Here is a 21,395-nt window from a genome sequence, read left to right on the forward strand (position 1 = left end):
GACTCACTTCATCCCAGACATCTTAATGTTGCCAATGATCTGGCGTTGGAAAATGAGGAAGATGATGACCACCGGAGCGGCTGCAAGTACCGAGCCAGCCATCAATAGGCCCAACTCCGTGGTCCGCTCCGATCGGAAGCCGGCCAAATACTGCTGGATTACGAAGTTTTTCGGCGATGCAATTGTAAGGATAGGCCAAACATAGGAATTCCAATAGGCGAGGAATGCGGTGATTCCTTGAACGACAAAAGGTGGGCGCGATAGTGGAAGAAAGACCTTTAGGAAAATCTTGAAGCGGCCGCAACCATCCAGCATTGCTGCCTCTTCGAGGCTCTGCGGGATGTTCAGATAGAACTGTCTAATGAAGAATATTGATGCGGCGTTTGCTGCACCTGGGATTACGAGCACGGCTAAGGTGTCGAGCATCGCCAGCTTGGTAACTACGATGAAGCTCGTGAGGAGAATCGTCATTCCCGGGATGAACATGGTGGTGATGGTGACTACCCAGAGCAATCGCTTGAAACGAAAGTCAAGTCGTGCGAACGCGTAGGCTGCAAGAGAGTTGACGGTAAGGGATAGGATTGTGTACAGAACAGCGCCGACAAACGTCCACACCATTGTCCGAACGAAAGTTGGGTCGGCGAGAATCTGCCGATAATTCTGCCACTTCCAAACTTCTGGAAAGAACTGAAAGGGGGTTTCAATTACCTCAGTCTTAGACTTGAATCCGGCGATCAGCATCCACAGTAGAGGAAAGAGTGCTGAGAAGAGAATTGCTGCGATGGCAATGGCTTTGGCGGCATGTGGGATGACACTTGCCAACATAGTTTTCGCCGATGAATTGCGCCTTGGTCCACTCGACATTTCAATCCACCGACCTTTCTGAGTTCACGAATCTGAAAACCAATGCTGAGATGCTCCCGAGGACGACGAACATGACAAGCGCAGCCGCCACCGAATATGAGACGTTGATGTCGTTCCTGAAGTGGTTGAAAATGAACAAGTTGGGGAGTGTTGTTGAATCGACTGGGCCGCCGCCGGTCATGACGAGAGGGAGCTCATACTGCTGGATGGCTGTCACGAATCCTGTAACGAGTAGATACAGCAGGATGTTCTTCATCTGAGGAATGGTGATGTAGATGGTCTTCTGCCACCAGTTTGCGCCATCAAGGGCGGCCGACTCGAAGAATTCGTTCGGAATGTCGAGCATTGCGGCGACCATGATGAGAGACATAAGACCCATGCCGAGCCAAATCGCGGGCACCGCAATGGCGAGGAGCGCCCATTTCGGGTCGCCGATCCAAGCGATTGGTGATACTCCGAAGTGGGCAATGAACCAGTTGAGGATTCCTCCCGAGTAGTTGTAGATGAGTGCAAACACGATGGACGTGATGACGGTCGAAATGATCGTTGGAATGTAGATTGAAACCTTGAGTACCGTTGCCAACCGCGAAGATACGGAGACAGTAAGTGAAGCGAATAGAAAAGAGAGTATCATCATTGGAGGCACTGTAAGAAGTACGAAGATCAAGCCTCGTTTTACGGCTTTCCAGAAGAGTTCGTCATGCAGGACGGCAGCGAAGTTGTCGAGCCCAACAAAGGTCGGTGGAGTGTAGAAACTCCAGTTGTGGAGCGACAGATAGGCGGCATATATGGCGGGCCAAATGACGAAGATTCCGAGGAGTATAAGCGCTGGGGCGAGGAAGGCATAGGCGATTTTGTCCTGTGGCTTATGCGTCACAACGCGGGGATAGTGTGTCATGCCACTGCTCCGTTCAATGAATCCTATGTATTCCTCGTTGATTGGATGATGAAGATGAGTCTCAGTCGGTGGTGGGCACCGAACGAGCTCGGTGCCCACCACCAACGGTTCGACTAGTTTGCGGCCTTGTTCGGGAGATTCTCGCGGTCGATGACCGTCTGAATTGCGGTATCGGCTGTCTTGATGGCGTCGTCAGGGGAAGATGCGCCGGTCATGACAGATTCGATTGCAGTGCCAACAGCGAGTGAGATGTCCCATGGATAGGTCGGTTCGGGAATTGCTGTGGGTGCGATTTCGTTGACGATTGTGTCCTGCCATGGCGCGGCAGCAGCTTTCTTAGAAGCCTTGACTGCTGTTTGGACAGATTCGCGAACCGGAACTTTGGTGAATTGGGTGTTGACGAAGAAGGGAACAAGATTCTGGGGATCGCCGCCAATTGCCCACTCGATGAACTTGCCGGCAGCGTCCGCGTTGTCGGACTTGGCGTCAACAACCCACGTGAAGTTTCCAAGTGTAGTTGTTGTGTCACCCAGAGCGGCAGGTGCCGACGGGAACGGATGGATCTTCGTTACCGGTAGCGTGTCAGGATAGTCTGAGGCGATCTCCGAGAACATCCACGATCCGGAAACCTTGAAGGCAACCTTTCCTTGGCCGAATTCCTTTCCTTCAACGTAGGGATTGAGAAGCTGCTTGGGCATATAACCGTTGTCCCAAAGCTGCTTGTAGTAGTTCATCAGTGTGCGGAAACCAGCATTGTCGATGTTGGGTGCTGTCCAGTCGTCGGTGAGTGCTGTGTGGCCTTGGAAGTTGTATTGCTGGCCGACGGAGGCCCAAGCAAAAGTTTGGGCATCTTGGGCGGGAGCGATGCAGTACTGCCCTTCGGATAGTGTCGGCTTAATCTTTGCGCAGGCACTAAGCAAGTCATCCCAGCTGTTGGGGGCATAGTCGGCGGGAAGGCCCGCGTTCTCAAGAATTGAAGAATTCGAGAAGAGTGCTGCTTGGGGCTCGAGAAGAAGAGGATAGGCGTAGAACTTTCCATTCTTCTGCGAGATCGACTTTGCTGAGTCGATGATCTGACCAAGTGAGTCCGCTGAAACGATCGAATCGAGGTCGTGAAGTTGCTGAGCGTTCACGGCGTCGTCGAGGGATCCTGAATGAGTGTAGACGTCGGGCGCGTTCCCTGCGGCTTGGGCGGCCTTGAGCTTCTGATCCCATGAATCCGCTGGGATCTCTGTATCCTTGACGACGATTTCCGATTGGGATGAGTTGAACTGCTGAACGATATTCTTGTACCACTCGTTTTCCACTGGAGTGAAAGTGCGATGCCAGAATTCAATCGTCGTCGCTCCACTCGTATCTGTACTCTGCGTCGCTGACTGACCCGGCGTTGCGGATCCGCAAGCGGAGAGCGCTAGGGAAAGGCCGATGCCGATCGCAACGAGAGCTGATGCGCGGGGATGCGCTGAGCGTTTCATGGTGTCCTCCTTGACTACCAAGCGATTGCCCTAGAAGAAGAGGCGGCGCGAGTGGCGATCTTGCAACGTCGCTCAGTTACGCCGACGTGATTGAGACTACAAGTAATCGATTACATTCGCAAGCATCTTGAGTGCAGATGTGCCTCATCCGGCCAACTGAGCTGGTCGAGATGTGCTCTTGGCCAGTGGAACAATTGGCGTCAGGATGTGCACCGTCCTATATGCTGGAGTTCCATGGTGATGAGTTCAATGCGCACCTCGGGTGCAGATCACATGGTCCCCAAGCACATCTTCGTGACCGGCGGCGTCGTCTCCTCTCTCGGCAAGGGGCTCACCGCCTCGAGCCTGGGCCGCCTTCTCCGCTCCCGCGGTCTCTCGGTCGTCATGCAGAAGCTCGATCCGTACATCAACGTCGATCCGGGCACGATGAACCCCTTCCAGCACGGCGAGGTCTTCGTCACCGAGGACGGCGCCGAGACGGACCTCGACATCGGCCACTACGAGCGCTTCCTCGACGTCAACCTCTCCGGCGACGCGAACGCGACGACCGGACAGGTCTACTCGACCGTCATCGCGAAGGAGCGCCGGGGCGAGTACCTCGGCGACACCGTCCAGGTCATCCCGCACATCACCGACGAGATCAAGCGCGTCATGCGCTCCCAGGCGACCCCGGACGCCGACGGGAACGTCCCCGACATCATCATCACGGAGATCGGCGGCACGGTCGGCGACATCGAGTCCCAGCCCTTCCTCGAGGCCGCCCGGCAGGTCCGCGCCGACCTCGGCCGCGACAACGTCGCCTTCGTCCACGTCTCCCTCATCCCCTTCCTCCCGGCCGCGGGCGAGCTGAAGACGAAGCCCACCCAGCACTCCGTCGCCGCCCTCCGCTCGATCGGCATCGCGCCCGACGCCCTCGTCCTGCGGACCGACCGCCCGCTCCCCGAGGGGATCAAGGGCAAGGTCGCGCTCATGTGCGACGTCGACCGCGACGCCGTCGTCGAGTGCAAGGACGTCTCGTCGATCTACGAGGTCCCGCCGACCCTCCACCGCGAGGGCCTCGACGCCTACCTCGTCCAGCGCCTCGGCCTCTCCTTCCGCGACGTCGACTGGACCGAGTGGAACGGGCTCCTCGAGCGCGTCCACTCCCCGAAGTACCGCGTCGAGGTCGCCCTCGTCGGCAAGTACGTCGACCTCCACGACGCCTACCTCTCGGTCTCCGAGGCGATCCGCCACGGCGGCTTCGGGAACAACGCGCGCGTCGACATCCGCTGGGTCGCCTCCGACACCTGCGAGACGCCCGAGGGCGCGAGCCGCGAGCTCGCCGGCGTTGACGCGATCGTCGTGCCCGGCGGTTTTGGCGTCCGCGGCATCGAGGGCAAGCTCGGCGCCCTGCGCTGGGCACGCGAGCACGGCGTCCCGACGCTCGGCCTCTGCCTCGGCCTCCAGTGCATGGTCATCGAGGCCGCGCGCAATCTCCTCGGGCTCGAGGGCGCGTCCTCGACCGAGATGGACCCGGAGACCTCCGATCCGGTCGTCGCGACGATGGACTCCCAGCGCGAGATCGTCTCGGGCGAGGGCGACCTCGGCGGGACGATGCGCCTCGGCGCCTACGACGCGGTCCTCGCCGAGGGCTCGATCGTCGCGCGCGCCTACGGGTCGACGTCCGTGTCGGAGCGCCACCGCCACCGTTTCGAGGTGAACAACGCCTACCGCGATCGCCTCGAGTCCGTCGGCCTCAGGATCTCCGGCACCTCGCCCGACGGCGGCCTCGTCGAGTTCGTCGAGCTCGACGAATCGCTCCACCCGTACTACGTCGCCACGCAGGCCCACCCCGAGTTCAAGTCGCGCCCGACGCGCCCGCACCCGTTGTTCGCCGGGCTCGTCGCCGCCGCGCTCGCCCGTCACAAGGGTCGCTACTCCTCGCGCAAGGAGGCCGTCGAGGGCGAAGGGGAGAACCGATGAGCCTGCGGGAGATCAGCGAAGACGAGAAGCGCGAGCTCGCCGACCGGAAGGTCGAGCGCGAGGTCGTCGAGCGCCGCCACATCTGGCAGGGGCGGATCATCTCCGTCGAGGACGATCTCGTGCGCCTCGTCGACGGGGGAAAGCCGATCAGCCGGCAGTACACCGACCATCCGGGCGGCGTCGCCGTCGTCGCCCTGCGCGGCGAGCCCGGCGCCGAGGAGATCCTCCTCGAGCGCCAGTACCGTTATCCGGTCGGCGCCGAGCTCTGGGAGATCCCCGCGGGCCTCCTCGACATCGATGGGGAGGACCCGGTCGCGGCCGCCGCGCGCGAGCTCGCCGAGGAGACCGACCTCGTTGCCGAGCGATGGGACGTCCTCGTCGACTTCTTCACCTCGCCGGGCGGCTCGGTCGAGTCGCTGCGGATCTACCTCGCGCGGGGCATCTCGGACGCCGACGAGGTGTTCGAGCGCTTCGACGAGGAGGCGGACATGGTGTGCGCGTGGATCCCCCTCGACGAGGCCGTCGGCCACGTCCTCGCCGGGAGGATCCATAACCCCTCGGCGACCCTCGGCATCCTCGCGGCGAACGCCGCGCGCGCCAGGGGATGGACGGATCTCCGCCCGCTCGACGCCGACTGGCTCCGCTGACCAAGCGCCCCGTCCCGGCCTCGTTCCGATCTCGGCCGTGGGATTCGGCTCACGATGTAATTTCGTGAAGCGGGTCGCACGAAAAGAGACGTAGACTCTGGGAGTCTAAACCCGTCGAGACGATCGGAGGCGCTGTGTCGGAGCAACAGGACGCGTGCACCCGTGAGCAGGTCCTCGACCTCATCGTCGAGAAGGGCCCCGTGACGGCGACCGTCATCGCGAGGATCCTCGGGCTCACGACGGCGGCCGTGAGACGGCACATCACGCTGCTCCTCGACTCGCGCGAGATCGTCGAGCACGAGCCCGGCCTCATCGGGAAGCGGGGGAGGGGGCGGCCCGCGCGCCACTACGTCGCGACCGACGCCGCCCACTCGAAGCTTCCCGACGGCTACTCCGAGCTCGCCGTCAAGGCCCTCGGCTACCTCGGGCAGGTCGGCGGGGGCGAGGCCATCGACTCCTTCGCCGCCGCGCGCTCGCGCGAGATCGAAAGGCGCTACGCGCCGATCGTCCGCGCCGCCGGATCCGATCCGCGCGTGCGCGCGCAGGCGCTCGCCGACGCGCTCACGCAGGACGGGTACGCCGCGACCGTGCGCGAGATCGGCGGGGGCGGCCTCGCCGTCCAGCTCTGCCAGGGCCATTGCCCGATCCAGCACGTCGCCGGGGACTTCCCCCAGCTCTGCGAGGCGGAGACCCAGGCCTTCGCCCGGCTTCTCGACGTCCACGTCCAGAGGCTCGCCACGTTCGCCGGGGGCGAGCACGTCTGCACGACCCACATCCCCGTGGGCGCGCCCGTGCTCCGACCGGCCACGAGGGCGGCGCTGCGCAAGCAGCCGTCCACCCATGAATGAGAGGTTGACACGATATGACCCAGTCACCGCAGGTCGCTGACCTCGATGACCGTCCATTGACCGATGACGAGATCATCGAGTCGATCGGCGCCTACGAGTACGGCTGGCGCGACAACGACGACTATTCGAAGAACGCCGAGTACGGCATCAACGCCGACGTCGTCCGCTCCATCTCCGACCACAAGAACGAGCCCGAGTGGATGCGCGAGCGCCGCCTCAAGGCCCTCGAGATCTTCGACCGCAAACCCATGCCGACCTGGGGCCCCGACCTCTCGGGCATCGACTTCGACGCCTTCAAGTACTACGTGAGCCCGACCGACCGCCAGGTGAAGGACTGGAAGGACCTCCCCGAGGACATCCGGAACACCTACGATCGGCTCGGCATCCCAGAAGCAGAGAAGAACCGTCTCGTCGCCGGCGTCGCCGCCCAGTACGAGTCCGAGGTCGTCTACCAGCAGATCCAAGAGGACCTCGAGCGCCAGGGCGTCATCTTCCTCGACACCGACACCGGCCTCAAGGAGTATCCGGAGATCTTCCAGGAGTACTTCGGCAAGGCCGTCCCCTCCGGCGACAACAAGTTCGCGGCCCTCAACACCGCCGCGTGGTCGGGAGGCTCCTTCGTCTACGTGCCGCCGGGCGTCCACGTCGACATCCCCCTCCAGGCGTACTTCCGCATCAACACCGAGGCTCTCGGCCAGTTCGAGCGGACGCTGATCATCGCCGACGAGGGCTCCTACGTCCACTACGTCGAGGGCTGCACGGCCCCGATCTACGACGAGAACTCCCTCCACTCCGGCGTCATCGAGATCTTCGTCAAGAAGGGCGCCCGCGTCCGCTACACGACGATCCAGAACTGGTCGACGAACGTCCTCAACCTCGTCACGCAGCGCGCGATCGTCGAGGAGGGCGGCACGATGGAATGGATCGACGGCAATATGGGCGCCGCGATCACGATGAAGTACCCCGCGTGCTTCCTCATGGGCGACCACGCCCGCGGCGAGACCCTCTCGATCGGCTTCGCCGGCCCCGGCCAGCACCAGGACACCGGCGCGAAGATGGTCCACATGGCGCCGCGCACGTCCTCGTCGATCGTCTCGAAGTCCGTGTCGCGCGGCGGCGGCCGCACCTCCTACCGCGGCCTCGTGCAGATCAACGCCCGTGCCCGCCACTCGAAGTCGAACGTCCTGTGCGACGCGCTCCTCGTCGACAAGATCTCGCGCACCGACACCTACCCCTACGTCGACGTCCGCACCGACGACGTCGAGATGGGCCATGAGGCGACGGTCTCGAAGGTCTCCGCCGACCAGCTCTTCTACCTCATGAGCCGCGGTCTCGACGAGAACGAGGCGATGGCGATGATCGTGCGCGGCTTCGTCGAGCCGATCGCCAAGGAGCTCCCGATGGAGTACGCCCTCGAGCTCAACCGCCTCATCGAACTCCAGATGGAAGGATCCGTCGGCTGAAAATGACGACCGAACACGCTATGGCCCAGCCGCACTCCCACGGAGCCGTCGAAAAGGGCGGGCACGCCTCGCGCGCCGACCGCCCCGTCTCCTTCGACCTCGACGCGATCCCCGTCCCCCGCGGTCGCGAGGAGGACTGGCGCTTCACCCCGATGCGCCGCGTCGAGCGCCTCTTCGATCCCGCCAACTACGACGAGGGCGACGCGCCCATCGCCGTCGAGGCCCCCGAGGGCGTCGGCGTCGAGACCGTCTCCCGCGAGGACGCGCGCCTCGGCACCGTCCTCGCCCCCGGCGACCGCACCTCGGTCGTCGCGTGGAACGCGTTCACGAGCTCGACCGTCGTCACCGTCCCCAAGGGAGCCGTCCTCGCCGAGCCGATCCGCATCGCGGTCGACGCCGTCGAGGGCACCCGCCCCCAGCACCTGCGCATCGACGTCGGCGAACTCGCCGAGGCGACGATCATCGTCTCCCACCGGGGCTCGCCCGAGGCGGCCCTCAACCAGACGATCGAGTTCTCCGCGGGCGACGCCTCGAACGTCACCCTCGTCTCCATCCAGGAGTGGGACGAGTCGACCCTCCACGCGTCGAACCACCGCCTCGCCCTCGGCAAGGACGCGAAGCTCACCCACATCGTCGTCACCTTCGGCGGCGACACCGTGAGGATCTGCTCCGACACCGACTTCCGCGGCACCGGCGGCGAGCTCACGATGCTCGGCCTCTACTTCGTCGACGGCGGCCAGCACCTCGAGCACCGCGTCTTCGTCGACCACTCGCAGCCGAACTGCTACTCGCGCGTCACCTACAAGGGCGCCCTTCAGGGCGCGGACGCGCACTCGGTGTGGATCGGGGACTGCCTGATCCGCGAGGCCGCCGACGACACCGACACCTACGAGCTCAACCGCAACCTCGTCCTCACCGAGGGCGCGAAGGCGGACTCCGTGCCGAACCTCGAAATCGAGAACGGCGAGATCAAGGGCGCCGGCCACGCCTCGGCAACCGGCCGATTCGACGACGAGCAGCTCTTCTACCTCATGAGCCGCGGCATCTCCGAGCACGACGCCCGTCGGCTCGTCGTCCGCGGATTCTTCGCCGAGCTCATCAACCAGATCGGCGTCCCCGAGGTGGTCGACCACCTCATGGAGTCCGTCGAGGCCGAACTCGCCAAGTCCCGAACCATCTGAGGCCCGCGCGGGCACCCAACGACCAGTCGGCGCGCGCCGACAGGAGGAACAATGTCGACTCTCATCATCAAGGATCTGCACGTCACCGTCGAAACCGCCGACGGCCCCAAGGAGATCCTCAAGGGCGTCAACCTCACGATCAACTCCGGCGAGGTCCACGCGATCATGGGTCCGAACGGCTCGGGCAAGTCCACGCTCGCGTACTCGCTCGCCGGGCACCCCGACTACACGATCACGCAGGGCGAGGCGTGGCTCGACGACAAGCTCATCACCGAGATGAGCGTCGACGAGCGCGCGAAGGCGGGCCTCTTCCTCGCGATGCAGTACCCCGTCGAGGTCGCCGGCGTCTCCGTCTCGAACTTCCTGCGCACCGCGAAGACCGCGATCGCCGGCGAGGCCCCGCAGATCCGGAAGTGGGTGAAGGACGTCAAGGCGTCCATGGAGAACCTCCGCATGGATTCCGACTTCGCCGAGCGCGACGTCAACGTCGGCTTCTCCGGCGGCGAGAAGAAGCGCCTCGAGATCCTCCAGATGGAACTCCTTCAGCCGTCCTTCGCCGTCCTCGACGAGACCGACTCCGGCCTCGACGTCGACGCGCTGCGCATCGTCTCCGAGGGCGTCAACCGCGTCCACGACACGACGGGCTGCGGCGTCATGCTCATCACCCACTACACGCGCATCCTCCGCTACATCAAGCCGAGCCACGTCCACGTCTTCGCCAACGGCAAGGTCGTCGCCGAGGGCGGTCCCGAGCTCGCCGATCAGCTCGAGGACGAGGGCTACGACAAGTACCTCGACCTGTGAACGGGGTGGAACCGGCCGCCGACTTCACCGGGGCCGAACTCGCGGCCATCCGGTCGGACTTCCCGATCCTCGCCCGCATCGGGCGGGGCGGGAGCCCGATCGCGTACCTCGACGCCTCCGCGACCTCGCAGAAGCCCGAGTCCGTGATCGAGGCGGAGGCCGAGTTCTACCGCCGCCGCAACGCCGCCGTCCACCGGGGGACGCACCTCCTCGGCGACGAGTCGACCGCCGCCTTCGAGGACGGGCGCGACGCGCTCGCCGCGTTCATCAACGGGCGCCCCGATGAGATCGTGTGGACGAAGAACGCGACCGAGGCGATCAACCTCGTCGCGCTCTCCATCGGCCACGCCTCCGCAGGTCGCGGCGGCGCCGAGGCGGCAGGCCTGCGCATCGGCCCGGGGGACCGGATCGTCACGACGAGGGCGGAGCACCACGCGAACTTCGTCCCGTGGCAGGAGCTGTGCGCCCGCACAGGCGCCGAGCTCGCCTGGCTCGACCTCGACCCGTCCGGGCGCATCGACCTCGAGACCCTGAGCGTCATCACGCCGAACACGCGCCTCGTCGCCTTCACGCACGTCTCGAACGTCACCGGCGCGATCTCGCCGGTCGACGCGATCGTCGCGGCCGCCCGGAGCGTCGGCGCGATGGTCCTCCTCGACACCTGCCAGTCGAGCGCCCACATGGCGATCGACGTCCGCGCGCTCGGCGTCGACTTCGCGGTGATGAGCTCCCACAAGATGCTCGGCCCCACCGGGGTCGGCGCCCTGTGGGGCCGGCGCGAGATCCTCGAGACGATGCCCCCGGTCCTCACCGGCGGCTCGATGATCGAGCACGTCGCGATGGAGGGGACGACGTACATGCCGCCGCCCGAGCGCTTCGAGGCGGGCTCCCAGCCCGTCGCGCAGATCGCCGGGTGGACGGCTGCCCTCGAGTACCTCACGCGGCTCGACATGCGCCGCGTTCACGTCCACGAGGCCGCGCTCACGCGCCACCTCCTCGAGGGCGTCGAGGGACTCGACGGAGTGCGGGTCCTCGGACCGGCCGATGACGTCGACCGGATCGGCGTCGTCGCCTTCGCCGTCGACGGCGTCCACCCCCACGACGTCGGGCAGGTCCTCGACGCCGACGACGTCGCGATCCGCGTCGGCCACCACTGCGCGATCCCGCTCCACACCTTCTTCGGCGTGCGCTCGTCCGCGCGGGCGTCCGTCGCGCCGATGACCTCGCACGAGGAGATCGACCGTCTCATCGCGTCCCTCGGGCGCGTCCGCACCTATTTCGGAGGCCGCTGATGTCGAGTCTCGACCAGCTCTACCAACAGGTGATCCTCGATCACGCCCGGGCCCGTCACGGCTCCGGCGAGGTCGAGGGCGTCGCCGCGTCCTCGCACCAGGTGAACCCCACCTGCGGCGACGAGGTGACGCTCGGCGTCGACCTCGCCGACGACGGGACGATCGCCCGGCTCGTCTGGGACGGAGACGGATGCTCGATCTCCCAGGCCTCCCTCTCGATGCTCTCCGACCTCGTCGCCGGCTCGTCCCTCGAGGAGACGCGCGCCGCCTACGCGGCGATGGAGGAGATGATGCACTCGAGGAACCGGGGAGTCGACGACGAGATCCTCGACCGTCTCGGCGACGCCGCCTCGCTCGAGTCGACGTCCCAATTCGCCAATCGCGTGAAGTGCGCGCTGCTCGGCTGGTACGCCCTGCGCGACGCGCTCGCCAAGCTCGGAACCGATATCGCAGGAGAGAGAGCATGAGCAACCCCATGGCCCAGTCGGAGCCCGTGGAGCAGCGCTTCGGGCCCATCGCCCCGAACGCGAGCCTGAAGAACATCGACGGCACGGACATCGTCGAGAACGGCACCCTCAAGGGCGAGGACGTCCTCGAGGCCCTCAAGGACGTTATCGACCCCGAGCTCGGCATCAACATCGTCGACCTCGGACTCGTCTACGGGGTGAACATCGCCGAGAACGACACGATCGTCCTCGACATGACGCTCACCTCGGCGGCGTGCCCCCTCACGGACGTCATCGAGCGCCAGGCCCAGATGGTCCTCTCGGCGCTCACCCCCGAGGTCGCGATCTCGTGGGTGTGGATGCCGCCGTGGGGCCCCGACCGCATCACGCCGGACGGGCGCGAGCAGCTGCGCGCGATCGGCTTCAACGTCTGAGGCTTCTCCGTCGAGGAGAGGAAGGGCGGGACCCCGCGGGGTCCCGCCCTTCGTCGTCTCGGCATCGGGGCTACGCGGTCGGGGGCTCCGTCTTCGCCGTCTCGGTGCGCGCGCCGTCCCCGGCCTCGTCGGTCGCGACCTCGCCTGCGACGGAACGCTCCTCCGCTCGCGCCTCGCGGACGATCGCCTGCGCGCGTCCGATGAGCTCGGTCGCCGGGTCGAGGAGCTGCTCGCGGACCTTGCGGCGCATCACCTTCCCCAACGGATTGCGGGGAAGGTCGGCGAGAACGGCGACGATGCGGGGGAGCGCGTAGTGGGCGACGTTGCGCTCGGCCCACAGCCTCACCTGCTCGAGGTCGATCGCGCCCGCGCCCTCCTCGAGGACGAGGGCGGCCGCGACCTCCTCGGTCGCGTCGCCCGAAGGGAGACCGACGACCGCGACGTCCTTGACGCCGGGCAGACCGCGGATCGCGGCCTCGACCTGACTCGGGTAGACGTTGAATCCGCCGGACAGAATGAGCTCCTTCTTCCGGTCCGCCATACGGATGAACCCGTCCTCGAGGACGCCGACGTCGCCGGTGCGGAACCACCCGTCCTCCGTGAAGACGCGCGCCGTCTCCTCGGGAGCGTCGAGGTAGCCGTCGAAGACTTGCGGGCCCTTGACGAGGATCTCCCCGGGCTCGCCGTCGGGGACGTCGATCGAGGGATCCTCGAGGTCGGCGAGGCGGACCTGCGTCGACGCGAAGGGAAGGCCGAGGACGCCGTGGCGCCGCTTGTCGGACAGGGGCGCGCCCATGAGAACCGGGGAGGTCTCCGACAGGCCGTAGCCCTCGACGATCATCCCGCCCGTCGCGTCCTCCCAGCGCTTCGCCGACGCCTTCGACAGCGGCATGGCACCGGCGACGCCGAAGCGGATCGATGTCAACGAGTCGCCGGTTTCGGCGGCCCGCCTCTCGATGCGCTCGAACATCGGGGGAACGCCGACGAAGAAGGTGACGGGCCGGCGACGGTGGGCCTCGAGGGCGAGGTCGACGTCGAACTTCGGGAGGACGACCTGGGTCGCCGCCTTCGCGACCGCCGCGCAGAGGAAGAAGGTGAGGCCGAAGGCATGGAAGTAGGGGAGGAGCGACCAGAAGGTCTCGGCGCCCTCGTGGAGCTTCCACACCCAGAAGAGGCACTGGTGGACGTTCGCGCCGATGTTCGAATGCGTGAGCGGAACGGACTTCGGGACGCCGTTCGTCCCGCCCGTGTGGAGGATCACCGCCCGATCCGCGCCGGTCGCACCGGGGATCCTCGGGTCGACGAGGGCGGCGCGCGCGTTGATCTCGTCCCAGCCGAACGCCCCCTCCGGCCTCGTCCCCCGCATCTGCGAGCGCGTCGCCCGCGCGCGGGCGAGGGGCGCGGCGAGGAGGATTCGCTTGCTCGACGGCATGGAGGCGGTGATGTCGACGGTGAAGACCTTCTCGAGGGGCGTCGAGGCGGTCGGGAAGGAATCGGCGCACTTCTCCCAGACGACGGCGACGCGCGCGCGGTGGCGCTCGAGCTGGCCGGCGATCTCGGCGGCGGGAGCGAGGGGGTTGTGCTCGGCGACGACCGCGCCGATGCGCATGCACGCGTAGAAGACGACGATCGCCTGCGGGCAGTTGGGGAGCGCGACGGCGACGGCGTCGCCCTTCCTCACCCCGGCGGCGACGAGGACGCCGGCGGCGCGCAGCGCCCGATCGAGAAGATCGGAGTAGGTGATCTCCTTGCCGAAGTAGTCGACCGCGACCCGATCGGGGTAGAAGGACGCGGCGGTTCGAAGGATCTCGAAGAGGGAGGTGTCGGGTACCGGGATCTCGTAGGGACACCCCGGATCGTAGAACTCGCGGGCCTTCTCGACGACCGTCGTGGCCATGGGGCCTCCCTCCGGTCCGGCTCACCCGGACCCGTACGACGCCCCCGCCCGGGGAGGGCGGGGGCGAAAGGACGATTGCGTGCTCGGTTCAGACCGTCGGAGCCGACCAGGTGTCGCAGGTCTGGATCGAGCCGGACTTCAGGCCGGTCATCAGCCAGCGCTGTCGCTGCTCGGAGGAGCCGTGCGTCCACGTGTCGGCGTTCGACACGCCCTGGTACTTCTCCTGGAGCCGGTCGTCGCCGATCGCCTGGGCGGTCTGGAGGGCGTCCGAGATCTGCTGCGTCGTCGGCGTCTTGAGGAAGGCGACGCCGGAGTCGGAGTCGACCGTCTTCGAGGCCCAGTGCATCCACACGCCCGCGTAGCAGTCGGCCTGGAGCTCGGAGCGGACGCCCGCGCCCTGCTCACCGGTCTGGCGCAGATCGTACTGCTGGAAGACCCCCTCGAGGTTCTGGATGTGGTGGCCCCACTCGTGGGCGACGACGTACTCCTGGGCGAGCGGCGCGTTGGCCGCCCCGAAGTCGGATTCCATCTGCTGGAAGAATCCGAGGTCGAGGTAGACGGTCCGATCGGTCGGGCAGTAGAAGGGGCCCGAGGCGGAGGTCGCGTTGCCGCCGCCGATCCCCGCGGCGCGCCGTCCCCTGGAGGAGCGGACGCGCGAAGAGTCCGACCTCACCTGTTCGTTGAAGCTCATGAGTGGACGCCCTTCGTCGTGGGATGGGTGAAGCGGCCGAGCATGTCGTCGCGGAACGCCTCGTAGTCCCCGTTGTCGATGGAATCGCGGATCGCGTCGACCAGACGGACCGTGAACCACTCATTATGGATCGTCGCGAGGGTCGCCGCGAGGATCTCCTTCGCCTTGAACAGATGGTGGACGTAGGCGGCGGTGTAGTGCGTGCACGTGTAGCAGCCGCATCCCTCGACGAGCGGGGAGAAGTCGCGCTTGAATCGCGCGTTCGTGATGTTGAAGCGCCCGTCCGGCGCGTAGATCGCCGCATTGCGGGCGACGCGCGAGGGGTTGACGCAGTCGAAGGTATCGGCGCCCGCTTCGACGGCGCGGAAGAAGTCGTCGGGCTCGGAGATCCCGAGGAGGTGACGGGGCCGGTCCTCGCCGAGCTCCTCGCACACCCAGGAGACGATCGTCCCGAGGTTCTCCTTCTCGAGCGCCCCGCCGACGCCGAAGCCGTCGAAGCGCTGTCCGCCCTCGTCCATCGCGGCCATCGTCCGGGCGGCCCTGCGGCGCAGGTCCTCGTACTGCGCGCCCTGGATGACGCCCCAGAGCTGCTGGTAGGGCTTGCCGGCGCGCGCCTCGGTGAGCCTCGCGTGCTCGGCGAGGCAGCGCCTGGCCCACGCGTGCGTGCGCTCGAGCGAGGTCTCCTGGTAGGAGCGGGGGTGGAGGAGCGAGGTGAGCTCGTCGAAGGCGAACATGATGTCGCTGCCGAGCTCGTGCTGGATCCCCATCGACACCTTGGCGGTGAAGCGGTGCTTCGTGCCGTCGATGTGCGAGCGGAACACGACCCCGTCCTCGTCGACGACCGCGGTCGAGGCCTTCACCGCCTGCATGTGGAGCTTCGGGTCGTTCGGATCCGCCTTGCCGGAGAACTCCTGTGAGAGGACCTTCTTGAAGCCCGCCCCGAGGGAGAGGACCTGGAAGCCGCCCGAGTCCGTGTACGTGGGGCCGGGCCAGTTCATGAACGCGCCGAGGCCCCCGGCCTCGTCGACGACGTCGGAGCCGGGCTGGAGGTAGAGGTGGTAGGCGTTCGCGAGGACCGCCTGGCCGCCGAGGCCGGCGACCATCTCGGGGACGAGCGCCTTGACGTTCGCCTTCGTGCCGACGGGGATGAAGGCGGGCGTGCGGATCTCGCCATGCGCGGTGTGGACGACCCCCGTGCGCCCGAGGCCGGGGCCGGCCTCGAGCCGGGTGCGGATGTCGAAACCACGGTCGCGTCCCGAGTGGTTCGAGCCCGGTGCGGGCAGCGGGGAGGCGGGGGCGGCGAGCCAGTCGCTCATGCGGCGAGGACCTCCTGGGGGGCCAGGCCCTCGCGCGCGCGGACGAGGGCGATGACGCGGTACGTGATCGGGAGGAGGACGACCTCGACGCCGACCTTGTAGACGTAGCCGGTGACGACGTAGTTGAGGAAGTCGAGCCCGGGGATCACGCCGATAAAGGCGATCGTGCAGAAGAGGACCGTGTCGAAGAGCTCGCCGACGACGGTCGAGCCGACGAGCCGCGCCCACATGTGGTCGGCTCCCCAGCGCTCACGGATCTTCACGAGGACGAGGGAGTTCATCAGCTGGCCGACGAGGTAGCCGATGACCGAGGCCGCGACGATGCGCGGAACGAACCCGAGGACCGCCTCGAAGGCCGCCTGATTCTCGTAGCCGGGACCGACCGGCGCCACTTGGACGACGAGGAAGGTGAGGGAGGCGAGGATCGAGGCGACGAATCCGAGGATGATGACCCGGCGCGCGCGGGCGAAGCCGTAGACCTCGGAGAGGACGTCGCCGAGGACGTAGGTGAGCGGGAAGAGGATCGCGCCGCCGTCGAAGACGAGGTGGATCGGTCCCGCGTCGAGGGCGGTGACCTTCGTGGCCGCGATGTTCGAGATGAGGAGGAACGCGACGAACATCACCGCGACGACGTCGAAGATCCTCGGCGCGCGCGCGGACTGGTCGGGGGTGTCGGTCATGTCGGCCTTCCTGGAGGTGAAGTCCCTCCCATTGTGCCGTTCGACCGGCCCGTTCGCGTCATCGGACCGGGGTGGAACGGCGCACAGCCCGTAGGATTTACGGGTGATCAACGTTTCCGACTTCTCCTTGCGCATCGGCGCCCGCGAACTCGTCCGCAACGTCTCCTTCCGCATCGACAAGGGGATGCGGATCGGTCTCGTTGGTCGCAACGGCGCGGGAAAGACGACGACGATGCGGCTCCTCGCCGGCGAGTCCGACCACGGTGCCGCCGAGTACACGGGGACGATCTCCTCGAACGGGACGATCGGCTATCTCGCTCAGGACACCCACATCGGCGACCAGCACTCGACCGCGCGCGAACGGATCATCTCCGTGCGCGGCATCGACGCGATCATCGCGCGGATCCGCAAGGCCGAGCACGAGATGGCGACGACCGAGGGCGCTCGGCAGCAAAAGGCCATGGAGCGGTACGTCCGCCTCGATCAGGAGTTCACCAACCAGGGCGGATGGGCCGCGAACGCCGAGGCCGCGCAGATCGCCCACTCCCTCGGACTCGAGGACCGCGTCCTCGAGCAGACCCTCGACACGCTCTCGGGCGGCCAGCGCCGCCGCGTCGAGCTCGCGCGCGTCCTCTTCTCAGGGGCGGACGTCCTCCTCCTCGACGAGCCGACGAACCACCTCGACCACGACTCGATCATCTGGCTGCGCGACTGGATCAAGACCTTCCCCGGCGGCGTCATGATGATCTCCCACGACGTCAAGCTCCTCGGGGAGACCGTCAACCAGGTCTTCTACCTCGACGCGACGCGCGCCGAGGTCGACGTCTACCACCTCGGCTGGGACGCCTATCTCAAGCAGCGCGAGGAGGACGAGCGGCGGCGGCGCAAGGAGCGCGCGAACGCCGTGAAGAAGGCCGAGCAGCTGCGCGCCCAGGGCGAGAAGATGCGCGCGAAGGCGACGAAGGCCGTCGCCGCCCAGCAGATGCTCCGCCGCGCCGACGAGCTCCTCGCTTCGGCCGGCGCCGAGATCGCCCAGGAGAAGGTCGCGCGCCTGAGATTCCCCGAGCCGTCTCCCTGCGGACGCGTCCCCCTGACGGCCTCCGGCCTCTCGAAGTCCTACGGCTCGCTCGAGGTCTTCACCGGCGTCGACCTCGCGATCGACCGCGGCGCGAAGGTCGTGGTCCTCGGCCTCAACGGTGCGGGCAAGACGACCCTGCTGCGCCTCCTTTCGGGCATTGAGGCGCCGGATACGGGCGAGGTGGTCCCCGGTCACGGTCTCAAGCTCGGGTACTACGCGCAGGAGCACGAGACCCTCGACGATACGGCGACGGTCCGGGAGAACATGGCGCACGCCGCCCCCGACCTCGACGACACGCACGTGCGCAACGTCCTCGGCCAGTTCCTCTTCTCCGGGGACGACGTCGAGAAGCCGACCTCGGTGCTCTCCGGCGGCGAGAAAACGCGGCTCGCGCTCGCGACGCTCGTGGTTTCCGGGGCGAACGTCCTGCTCCTCGACGAGCCGACGAACAACCTCGACCCCGCTTCGCGCGAGGAGGTGCTGAACGCCCTCGACTCCTATGAGGGCGCCGTCGTCCTCGTCACCCACGACCCGGGCGCCGTCACCGCGCTCAACCCCGATCGTGTGCTCCTCCTGCCCGATGCGGACGAGGACCTGTGGGACGACTCCTACCTCGATCTCGTCACGCTGACCTGAGGCTCGCGCCTCTCGGTTCCGCGCCGCGCGCGAAGGGGGCCCGGATCAACCGATCCGAGGCCCCCTTCGTCGTGAAACGCGCTCAGAGGACCTTGGAGAAGAACTCCTTCGTCCGATCGGACTTCGGGTGGTCGATGACCTCGGCGGGAGAGCCCATCTCGACGATGACGCCTTCGTCCATGAAGACGACGGTGTCGGCGACCTCGCGGGCGAAGCCGATCTCGTGGGTGACGACGGCCATCGTCATTCCCGACGCCGCGAGGTCCTTCATCACCTGGAGCACCTCGCCGACGAGTTCGGGGTCGAGGGCACTGGTCGGCTCGTCGAACAGCATGATCTCCGGATCCATCGCGAGCGCGCGGGCGATCGCGACGCGCTGCTGCTGCCCGCCGGAGAGCTCCGAGGGGTAGTGGTCGGCCCGATCAGCCAGCCCCACCCGGTCGAGGAGCTCGAAGGCGCGCTTCTTCGCCGTCGCCTTGTCGACACCGGCGACGTGCACGGGCGCCTCCATGACGTTCTCGAGGGCCGTCTTGTGGGGGAAGAGGTTGAAGCGCTGGAAGACCATACCGATGCGGGAGCGCTGGCGGGCGATCTCCTTGTCGGGGAGGTCGTGGAGGCGCCCGGCCGCGTCCTCGCGATACCCGAGGAGCTCGCCGTCGACGCGCACGCGGCCCGCGCTGATCTCCTCGAGCTGATTGAGGCAGCGCAGGAGGGTCGACTTGCCCGAGCCGGACGGGCCGAGGATCACGCAGACCTCGCCGGGGGCGATCGAGAGGTCGACGCCCTTGAGGACGTGGAGGTCGCCGAAGAACTTGTGGACTCCCTCGACGGAGACCATGGGAGCGGAGGGGGTCACGGGGTCACATCCAGGAATCGAGTATCGGGGGCCGCGTCCGAGCCCTTGGCATTGGCGTTCTCGCGGCGGTCGAAGCCCTTGCCGAAGTAGCGCTCGATGTGCGACTGAACCCACATGAGGATCGTCGTGATGACGAGGTACCAGATCGCCGCGGTGATGAGGAGCGGGACCGGCTTGAAGAGGTTCTGGCCCTTCGTCGAGGCGACGAAGGTGAGCTCGAGCGTGTAGGGGATCGCGGAGACGAGCGAGGTCGTCTTCAGCATCGAGATCGTCTCGTTGCCGATCGGAGGGACGATGACGCGCATCGCCTGGGGGAGGACGATTCGGCGGAAGATCATCGAGCGCGGCATGCCGAGGGCGGTGGCCGCCTCCCACTGGCCCTTGTCGACCGAGAGCAGGCCGGCGCGGATGATCTCGGCGAGGTAGGCGCCCTCGTTGAGGCCGAGGCCGATGATCGCCATCCAGAACCGGGTGAAGTGCGTCGCCGTCTCGAAGGTGATGAAGGGCGGCGCGAAGGGGATGCCGAGGGAGATCTGCGGGTAGAGCGTGGGGAGCAGCGACCAGAAGATCAGCTGCGTGTAGATCGGGGTCCCGCGGAAGAACCAGATGTAGAAGGTCGCGACCCAGCGCAGGATCGGATTCACCGACTGGCGCATGATCGCCATCGTGATCGCGAGGACCGTGCCCATCGCCATCGCGATCACCGTGAGGAGGAGCGTGTAGAGGACGCCCGACACGATCGTCTTCGAGAAGAGCCACTGGGCGACGACGCCCCACTGGAAGTTCGGGTTCGTCACGAGGCCGTGGGCCATGAGGAGGGCGATGAGGGCGACGACGACGGCGCTCGCCCACCTCCCGGGCCTCGGGACGGGTTTCGCGTCGATGAGATCGACGCCGTCTTTCACGTGTGCCATGTGTTCCTCACTGACTGCGGGCCGGTACCACTAGGGTACCGGCCCGCAGGTGCGCGTCAGAGCGCCGGGTTGAGTTCGGCCGTCTTCAGGGCCGCGTCCTGGGCGCCGTAGGCGCCGAGGATCTTGTCGAGGTAGCCGTTGTCCATGAGGTACTGGAGGCCGGCCTGGACGGCCTTGGCGAGCTGCTCGTCGTCCTTCGCGACGGCGATGCCCTGCGGGGCGGACTCGATGACGTCTCCGGCCTGCTCGAGCTGGCCGCCGGCGAGTTCGACGGTGTAGCCGACGACCGTGGAGTCGGCGAGGGTCGCGTCGTACTGGCCGCCGATGACCTTCGTCGAGATGTCGGTCTGGAGGTCGAGCGGCATGACCTGGATCTTCTCCTTGCCGTCGGCGACGCACTTGTCGGAGAGCTCCTGGGCGTAGTCCTGCTGGTAGGTGCCGGTCTGGACGCCGATCGTCGCGCCGCAGGGGTTCGCCGGATCGAAGTTCTTCGGGTTGCCCTTGGCGACGGCGTAGGCGGAGCCGACCTCGACGTAGGAGATCATGTTCGTCGCCTCTTCGCGCTCCGAGGTGATCGTGAAGGACGAGGCGCCGACGTCGAACTTCGTGCCGAGCTGGGGGAGGATCGTGTCGAAGCCGGCGGTCTCGGTCGTGCCCTCCTTGAGGCCCATGACCTTGGCGAGCGCCTTGATGAGGTCGACGTCGTAGCCGACGGGGGTCTGGCCGTCGTCGGCGAGGAACTCGCCGGGGGCGTAGTCGGTGGAGGCGCCGTTGCGCAGGGTGCCGCGCTGCTTGACGGCATCGGGGACGAGGGCGGCGACGGAGTCGACGGTCTCGAGCGTGGAGACGTCGAAGGGGGTGATCACGGTCGACGAGGACGCGGACGAGCCGGACTCGGAGGACGACGAGCTTGAGGTCGTCGGGTCGGAGCAGGCGGCGAGGGCGACTGAGGCGGTCGCGGCGAGGACGAGTGCGGCGGGAAGCGTGCGCATGATGGGCCTTCCGGATGGGAA

The 21,395-nt window shown here is 66.5% G+C and carries 19 protein-coding genes and 1 pseudogene; 10 read left to right on the forward strand and 10 right to left on the reverse strand.

Going from position 1 to position 21,395, the window contains the following annotated elements; all coding sequences use genetic code 11:
* Window positions 1–3: 3 nt before the first annotated feature.
* The 3 genes from DY157_RS03420 to DY157_RS03430 all read right to left on the reverse strand — a co-directional run bounded on the left by DY157_RS03420 (window position 4) and on the right by DY157_RS03430 (window position 3,237).
* Window positions 4–822 (reverse strand): carbohydrate ABC transporter permease, encoded by an 819-nt coding sequence (locus DY157_RS03420; protein ID WP_218938047.1) that lies wholly within the window; start codon window positions 820–822, stop codon window positions 4–6.
* Window positions 823–865: 43 nt separating this feature from the next.
* Complete coding sequence (locus DY157_RS03425) at window positions 866–1,762, reverse strand: carbohydrate ABC transporter permease (RefSeq protein ID WP_115727226.1); 897 nt, start codon at window positions 1,760–1,762, stop codon at window positions 866–868.
* 113 nt (window positions 1,763–1,875) lie between these two features.
* Window positions 1,876–3,237 (reverse strand): ABC transporter substrate-binding protein, encoded by a 1,362-nt coding sequence (locus DY157_RS03430; protein WP_115727227.1) that lies wholly within the window; start codon window positions 3,235–3,237, stop codon window positions 1,876–1,878.
* Between the two features lie 240 nt (window positions 3,238–3,477).
* Here DY157_RS03430 and DY157_RS03435 point away from each other — a divergent pair, with 240 nt between their 5' ends.
* From DY157_RS03435 to DY157_RS03475, 9 genes are all read left to right on the forward strand, one after another.
* Complete coding sequence (locus tag DY157_RS03435) at window positions 3,478–5,199, forward strand: CTP synthase (RefSeq protein WP_407923452.1); 1,722 nt, start codon at window positions 3,478–3,480, stop codon at window positions 5,197–5,199.
* Window positions 5,196–5,846, forward strand: coding sequence for an NUDIX domain-containing protein (locus tag DY157_RS03440; protein WP_115727229.1), 651 nt, complete (start codon window positions 5,196–5,198; stop codon window positions 5,844–5,846). The genes DY157_RS03435 and DY157_RS03440 overlap by 4 nt, the downstream gene beginning before the upstream one ends.
* Window positions 5,847–5,980: 134 nt before the next feature.
* On the forward strand, window positions 5,981–6,694 hold the full coding sequence (locus DY157_RS03445) for a helix-turn-helix transcriptional regulator (RefSeq protein WP_115727230.1): 714 nt from the start codon (window positions 5,981–5,983) through the stop codon (window positions 6,692–6,694).
* 14 nt (window positions 6,695–6,708) lie between these two features.
* Window positions 6,709–8,157 (forward strand): Fe-S cluster assembly protein SufB, encoded by a 1,449-nt coding sequence (gene sufB / locus DY157_RS03450; RefSeq protein WP_115727231.1) that lies wholly within the window; start codon window positions 6,709–6,711, stop codon window positions 8,155–8,157.
* A gap of 2 nt (window positions 8,158–8,159) precedes the next feature.
* Window positions 8,160–9,338, forward strand: a complete 1,179-nt coding sequence (sufD, locus tag DY157_RS03455; protein ID WP_115727232.1) for a Fe-S cluster assembly protein SufD — start codon at window positions 8,160–8,162, stop codon at window positions 9,336–9,338.
* A gap of 51 nt (window positions 9,339–9,389) precedes the next feature.
* On the forward strand, window positions 9,390–10,142 hold the full coding sequence (gene sufC / locus DY157_RS03460; protein ID WP_115727233.1) for a Fe-S cluster assembly ATPase SufC: 753 nt from the start codon (window positions 9,390–9,392) through the stop codon (window positions 10,140–10,142).
* Window positions 10,139–11,434, forward strand: a complete 1,296-nt coding sequence (locus DY157_RS03465; protein WP_235827058.1) for a SufS family cysteine desulfurase — start codon at window positions 10,139–10,141, stop codon at window positions 11,432–11,434. Before sufC ends, DY157_RS03465 begins: the two co-directional genes overlap by 4 nt.
* Window positions 11,434–11,901 carry a Fe-S cluster assembly sulfur transfer protein SufU gene (gene sufU / locus DY157_RS03470; RefSeq protein WP_115727235.1) on the forward strand — a complete coding sequence of 156 codons (468 nt, stop codon included), beginning with the start codon at window positions 11,434–11,436 and terminating at the stop codon, window positions 11,899–11,901. The genes DY157_RS03465 and sufU overlap by 1 nt, the downstream gene beginning before the upstream one ends.
* The gene (locus DY157_RS03475) at window positions 11,898–12,314 is read left to right on the forward strand and encodes a metal-sulfur cluster assembly factor (protein ID WP_115727236.1); all 417 of its coding nucleotides are present in this window, start codon (window positions 11,898–11,900) and stop codon (window positions 12,312–12,314) included. The genes sufU and DY157_RS03475 overlap by 4 nt, the downstream gene beginning before the upstream one ends.
* Before the next feature lie 70 nt (window positions 12,315–12,384).
* Here the strand turns inward: DY157_RS03475 and DY157_RS03480 are convergent, their stop codons facing one another.
* From DY157_RS03480 to DY157_RS03495, 4 genes and pseudogenes are all read right to left on the reverse strand, one after another.
* The gene (locus tag DY157_RS03480) at window positions 12,385–14,211 is read right to left on the reverse strand and encodes an AMP-binding protein (RefSeq protein ID WP_115727237.1); all 1,827 of its coding nucleotides are present in this window, start codon (window positions 14,209–14,211) and stop codon (window positions 12,385–12,387) included.
* Between the two features lie 88 nt (window positions 14,212–14,299).
* Window positions 14,300–14,821, reverse strand: a pseudogene (locus DY157_RS03485) (neutral zinc metallopeptidase); the annotation flags it as partial.
* A 77-nt stretch (window positions 14,822–14,898) separates the two neighbouring features.
* Window positions 14,899–16,218 carry a tRNA guanosine(34) transglycosylase Tgt gene (tgt, locus tag DY157_RS03490; RefSeq protein ID WP_115727239.1) on the reverse strand — a complete coding sequence of 440 codons (1,320 nt, stop codon included), beginning with the start codon at window positions 16,216–16,218 and terminating at the stop codon, window positions 14,899–14,901.
* Window positions 16,215–16,898 carry a queuosine precursor transporter gene (locus tag DY157_RS03495; protein ID WP_115727240.1) on the reverse strand — a complete coding sequence of 228 codons (684 nt, stop codon included), beginning with the start codon at window positions 16,896–16,898 and terminating at the stop codon, window positions 16,215–16,217. The genes tgt and DY157_RS03495 overlap by 4 nt, the downstream gene beginning before the upstream one ends.
* Before the next feature lie 103 nt (window positions 16,899–17,001).
* On the opposite strand from DY157_RS03495, the gene DY157_RS03500 reads away from it, so the two are divergent.
* A complete protein-coding gene (locus tag DY157_RS03500; RefSeq protein WP_115727241.1) occupies window positions 17,002–18,612 on the forward strand; it encodes an ABC-F family ATP-binding cassette domain-containing protein in 1,611 nt (536 codons plus the stop codon).
* An 82-nt stretch (window positions 18,613–18,694) separates the two neighbouring features.
* On the opposite strand, the gene DY157_RS03505 is transcribed toward DY157_RS03500, so the two are convergent.
* Genes DY157_RS03505 through DY157_RS03515 form a run of 3 tightly spaced genes read right to left on the reverse strand, consistent with a single transcriptional unit; the run spans window position 18,695 to window position 21,374 of the window.
* Window positions 18,695–19,468 carry an amino acid ABC transporter ATP-binding protein gene (locus tag DY157_RS03505; RefSeq protein WP_328587397.1) on the reverse strand — a complete coding sequence of 258 codons (774 nt, stop codon included), beginning with the start codon at window positions 19,466–19,468 and terminating at the stop codon, window positions 18,695–18,697.
* The gene (locus tag DY157_RS03510) at window positions 19,465–20,382 is read right to left on the reverse strand and encodes an amino acid ABC transporter permease (RefSeq protein WP_115727243.1); all 918 of its coding nucleotides are present in this window, start codon (window positions 20,380–20,382) and stop codon (window positions 19,465–19,467) included. The genes DY157_RS03505 and DY157_RS03510 overlap by 4 nt, the downstream gene beginning before the upstream one ends.
* A 56-nt stretch (window positions 20,383–20,438) precedes the next feature.
* Entirely contained in the window at window positions 20,439–21,374 is a 936-nt protein-coding gene (locus DY157_RS03515) for an ABC transporter substrate-binding protein (protein ID WP_115727244.1), read from the reverse strand.
* Window positions 21,375–21,395: the final 21 nt, after the last annotated feature.

This window comes from Actinomyces culturomici (genome assembly GCF_900499005.1).
In the GTDB taxonomy this organism is placed as follows: domain Bacteria; phylum Actinomycetota; class Actinomycetes; order Actinomycetales; family Actinomycetaceae; genus Pauljensenia; species Pauljensenia culturomici.

Excerpts from the sequence above, each read along its gene's own strand:
- sufU (WP_115727235.1), top strand. The coding sequence starts at position 11,434 with ATGTCGAGTCTCGACCAGCTCTACCAACAGGTGATCCTCGATCACGCC.
- DY157_RS03430 (WP_115727227.1), bottom strand. The coding sequence starts at position 3,237 with ATGAAACGCTCAGCGCATCCCCGCGCATCAGCTCTCGTTGCGATCGGC.
- DY157_RS03435 (WP_407923452.1), top strand. The coding sequence starts at position 3,478 with ATGAGTTCAATGCGCACCTCGGGTGCAGATCACATGGTCCCCAAGCAC.
- DY157_RS03515 (WP_115727244.1), bottom strand. The coding sequence starts at position 21,374 with ATGCGCACGCTTCCCGCCGCACTCGTCCTCGCCGCGACCGCCTCAGTC.
- DY157_RS03425 (WP_115727226.1), bottom strand. The coding sequence starts at position 1,762 with ATGACACACTATCCCCGCGTTGTGACGCATAAGCCACAGGACAAAATC.
- DY157_RS03480 (WP_115727237.1), bottom strand. The coding sequence starts at position 14,211 with ATGGCCACGACGGTCGTCGAGAAGGCCCGCGAGTTCTACGATCCGGGG.
- sufC (WP_115727233.1), top strand. The coding sequence starts at position 9,390 with ATGTCGACTCTCATCATCAAGGATCTGCACGTCACCGTCGAAACCGCC.
- DY157_RS03495 (WP_115727240.1), bottom strand. The coding sequence starts at position 16,898 with ATGACCGACACCCCCGACCAGTCCGCGCGCGCGCCGAGGATCTTCGAC.
- sufB (WP_115727231.1), top strand. The coding sequence starts at position 6,709 with ATGACCCAGTCACCGCAGGTCGCTGACCTCGATGACCGTCCATTGACC.
- DY157_RS03475 (WP_115727236.1), top strand. The coding sequence starts at position 11,898 with ATGAGCAACCCCATGGCCCAGTCGGAGCCCGTGGAGCAGCGCTTCGGG.
- DY157_RS03440 (WP_115727229.1), top strand. The coding sequence starts at position 5,196 with ATGAGCCTGCGGGAGATCAGCGAAGACGAGAAGCGCGAGCTCGCCGAC.
- tgt (WP_115727239.1), bottom strand. The coding sequence starts at position 16,218 with ATGAGCGACTGGCTCGCCGCCCCCGCCTCCCCGCTGCCCGCACCGGGC.
- sufD (WP_115727232.1), top strand. The coding sequence starts at position 8,160 with ATGACGACCGAACACGCTATGGCCCAGCCGCACTCCCACGGAGCCGTC.
- DY157_RS03510 (WP_115727243.1), bottom strand. The coding sequence starts at position 20,382 with ATGGCACACGTGAAAGACGGCGTCGATCTCATCGACGCGAAACCCGTC.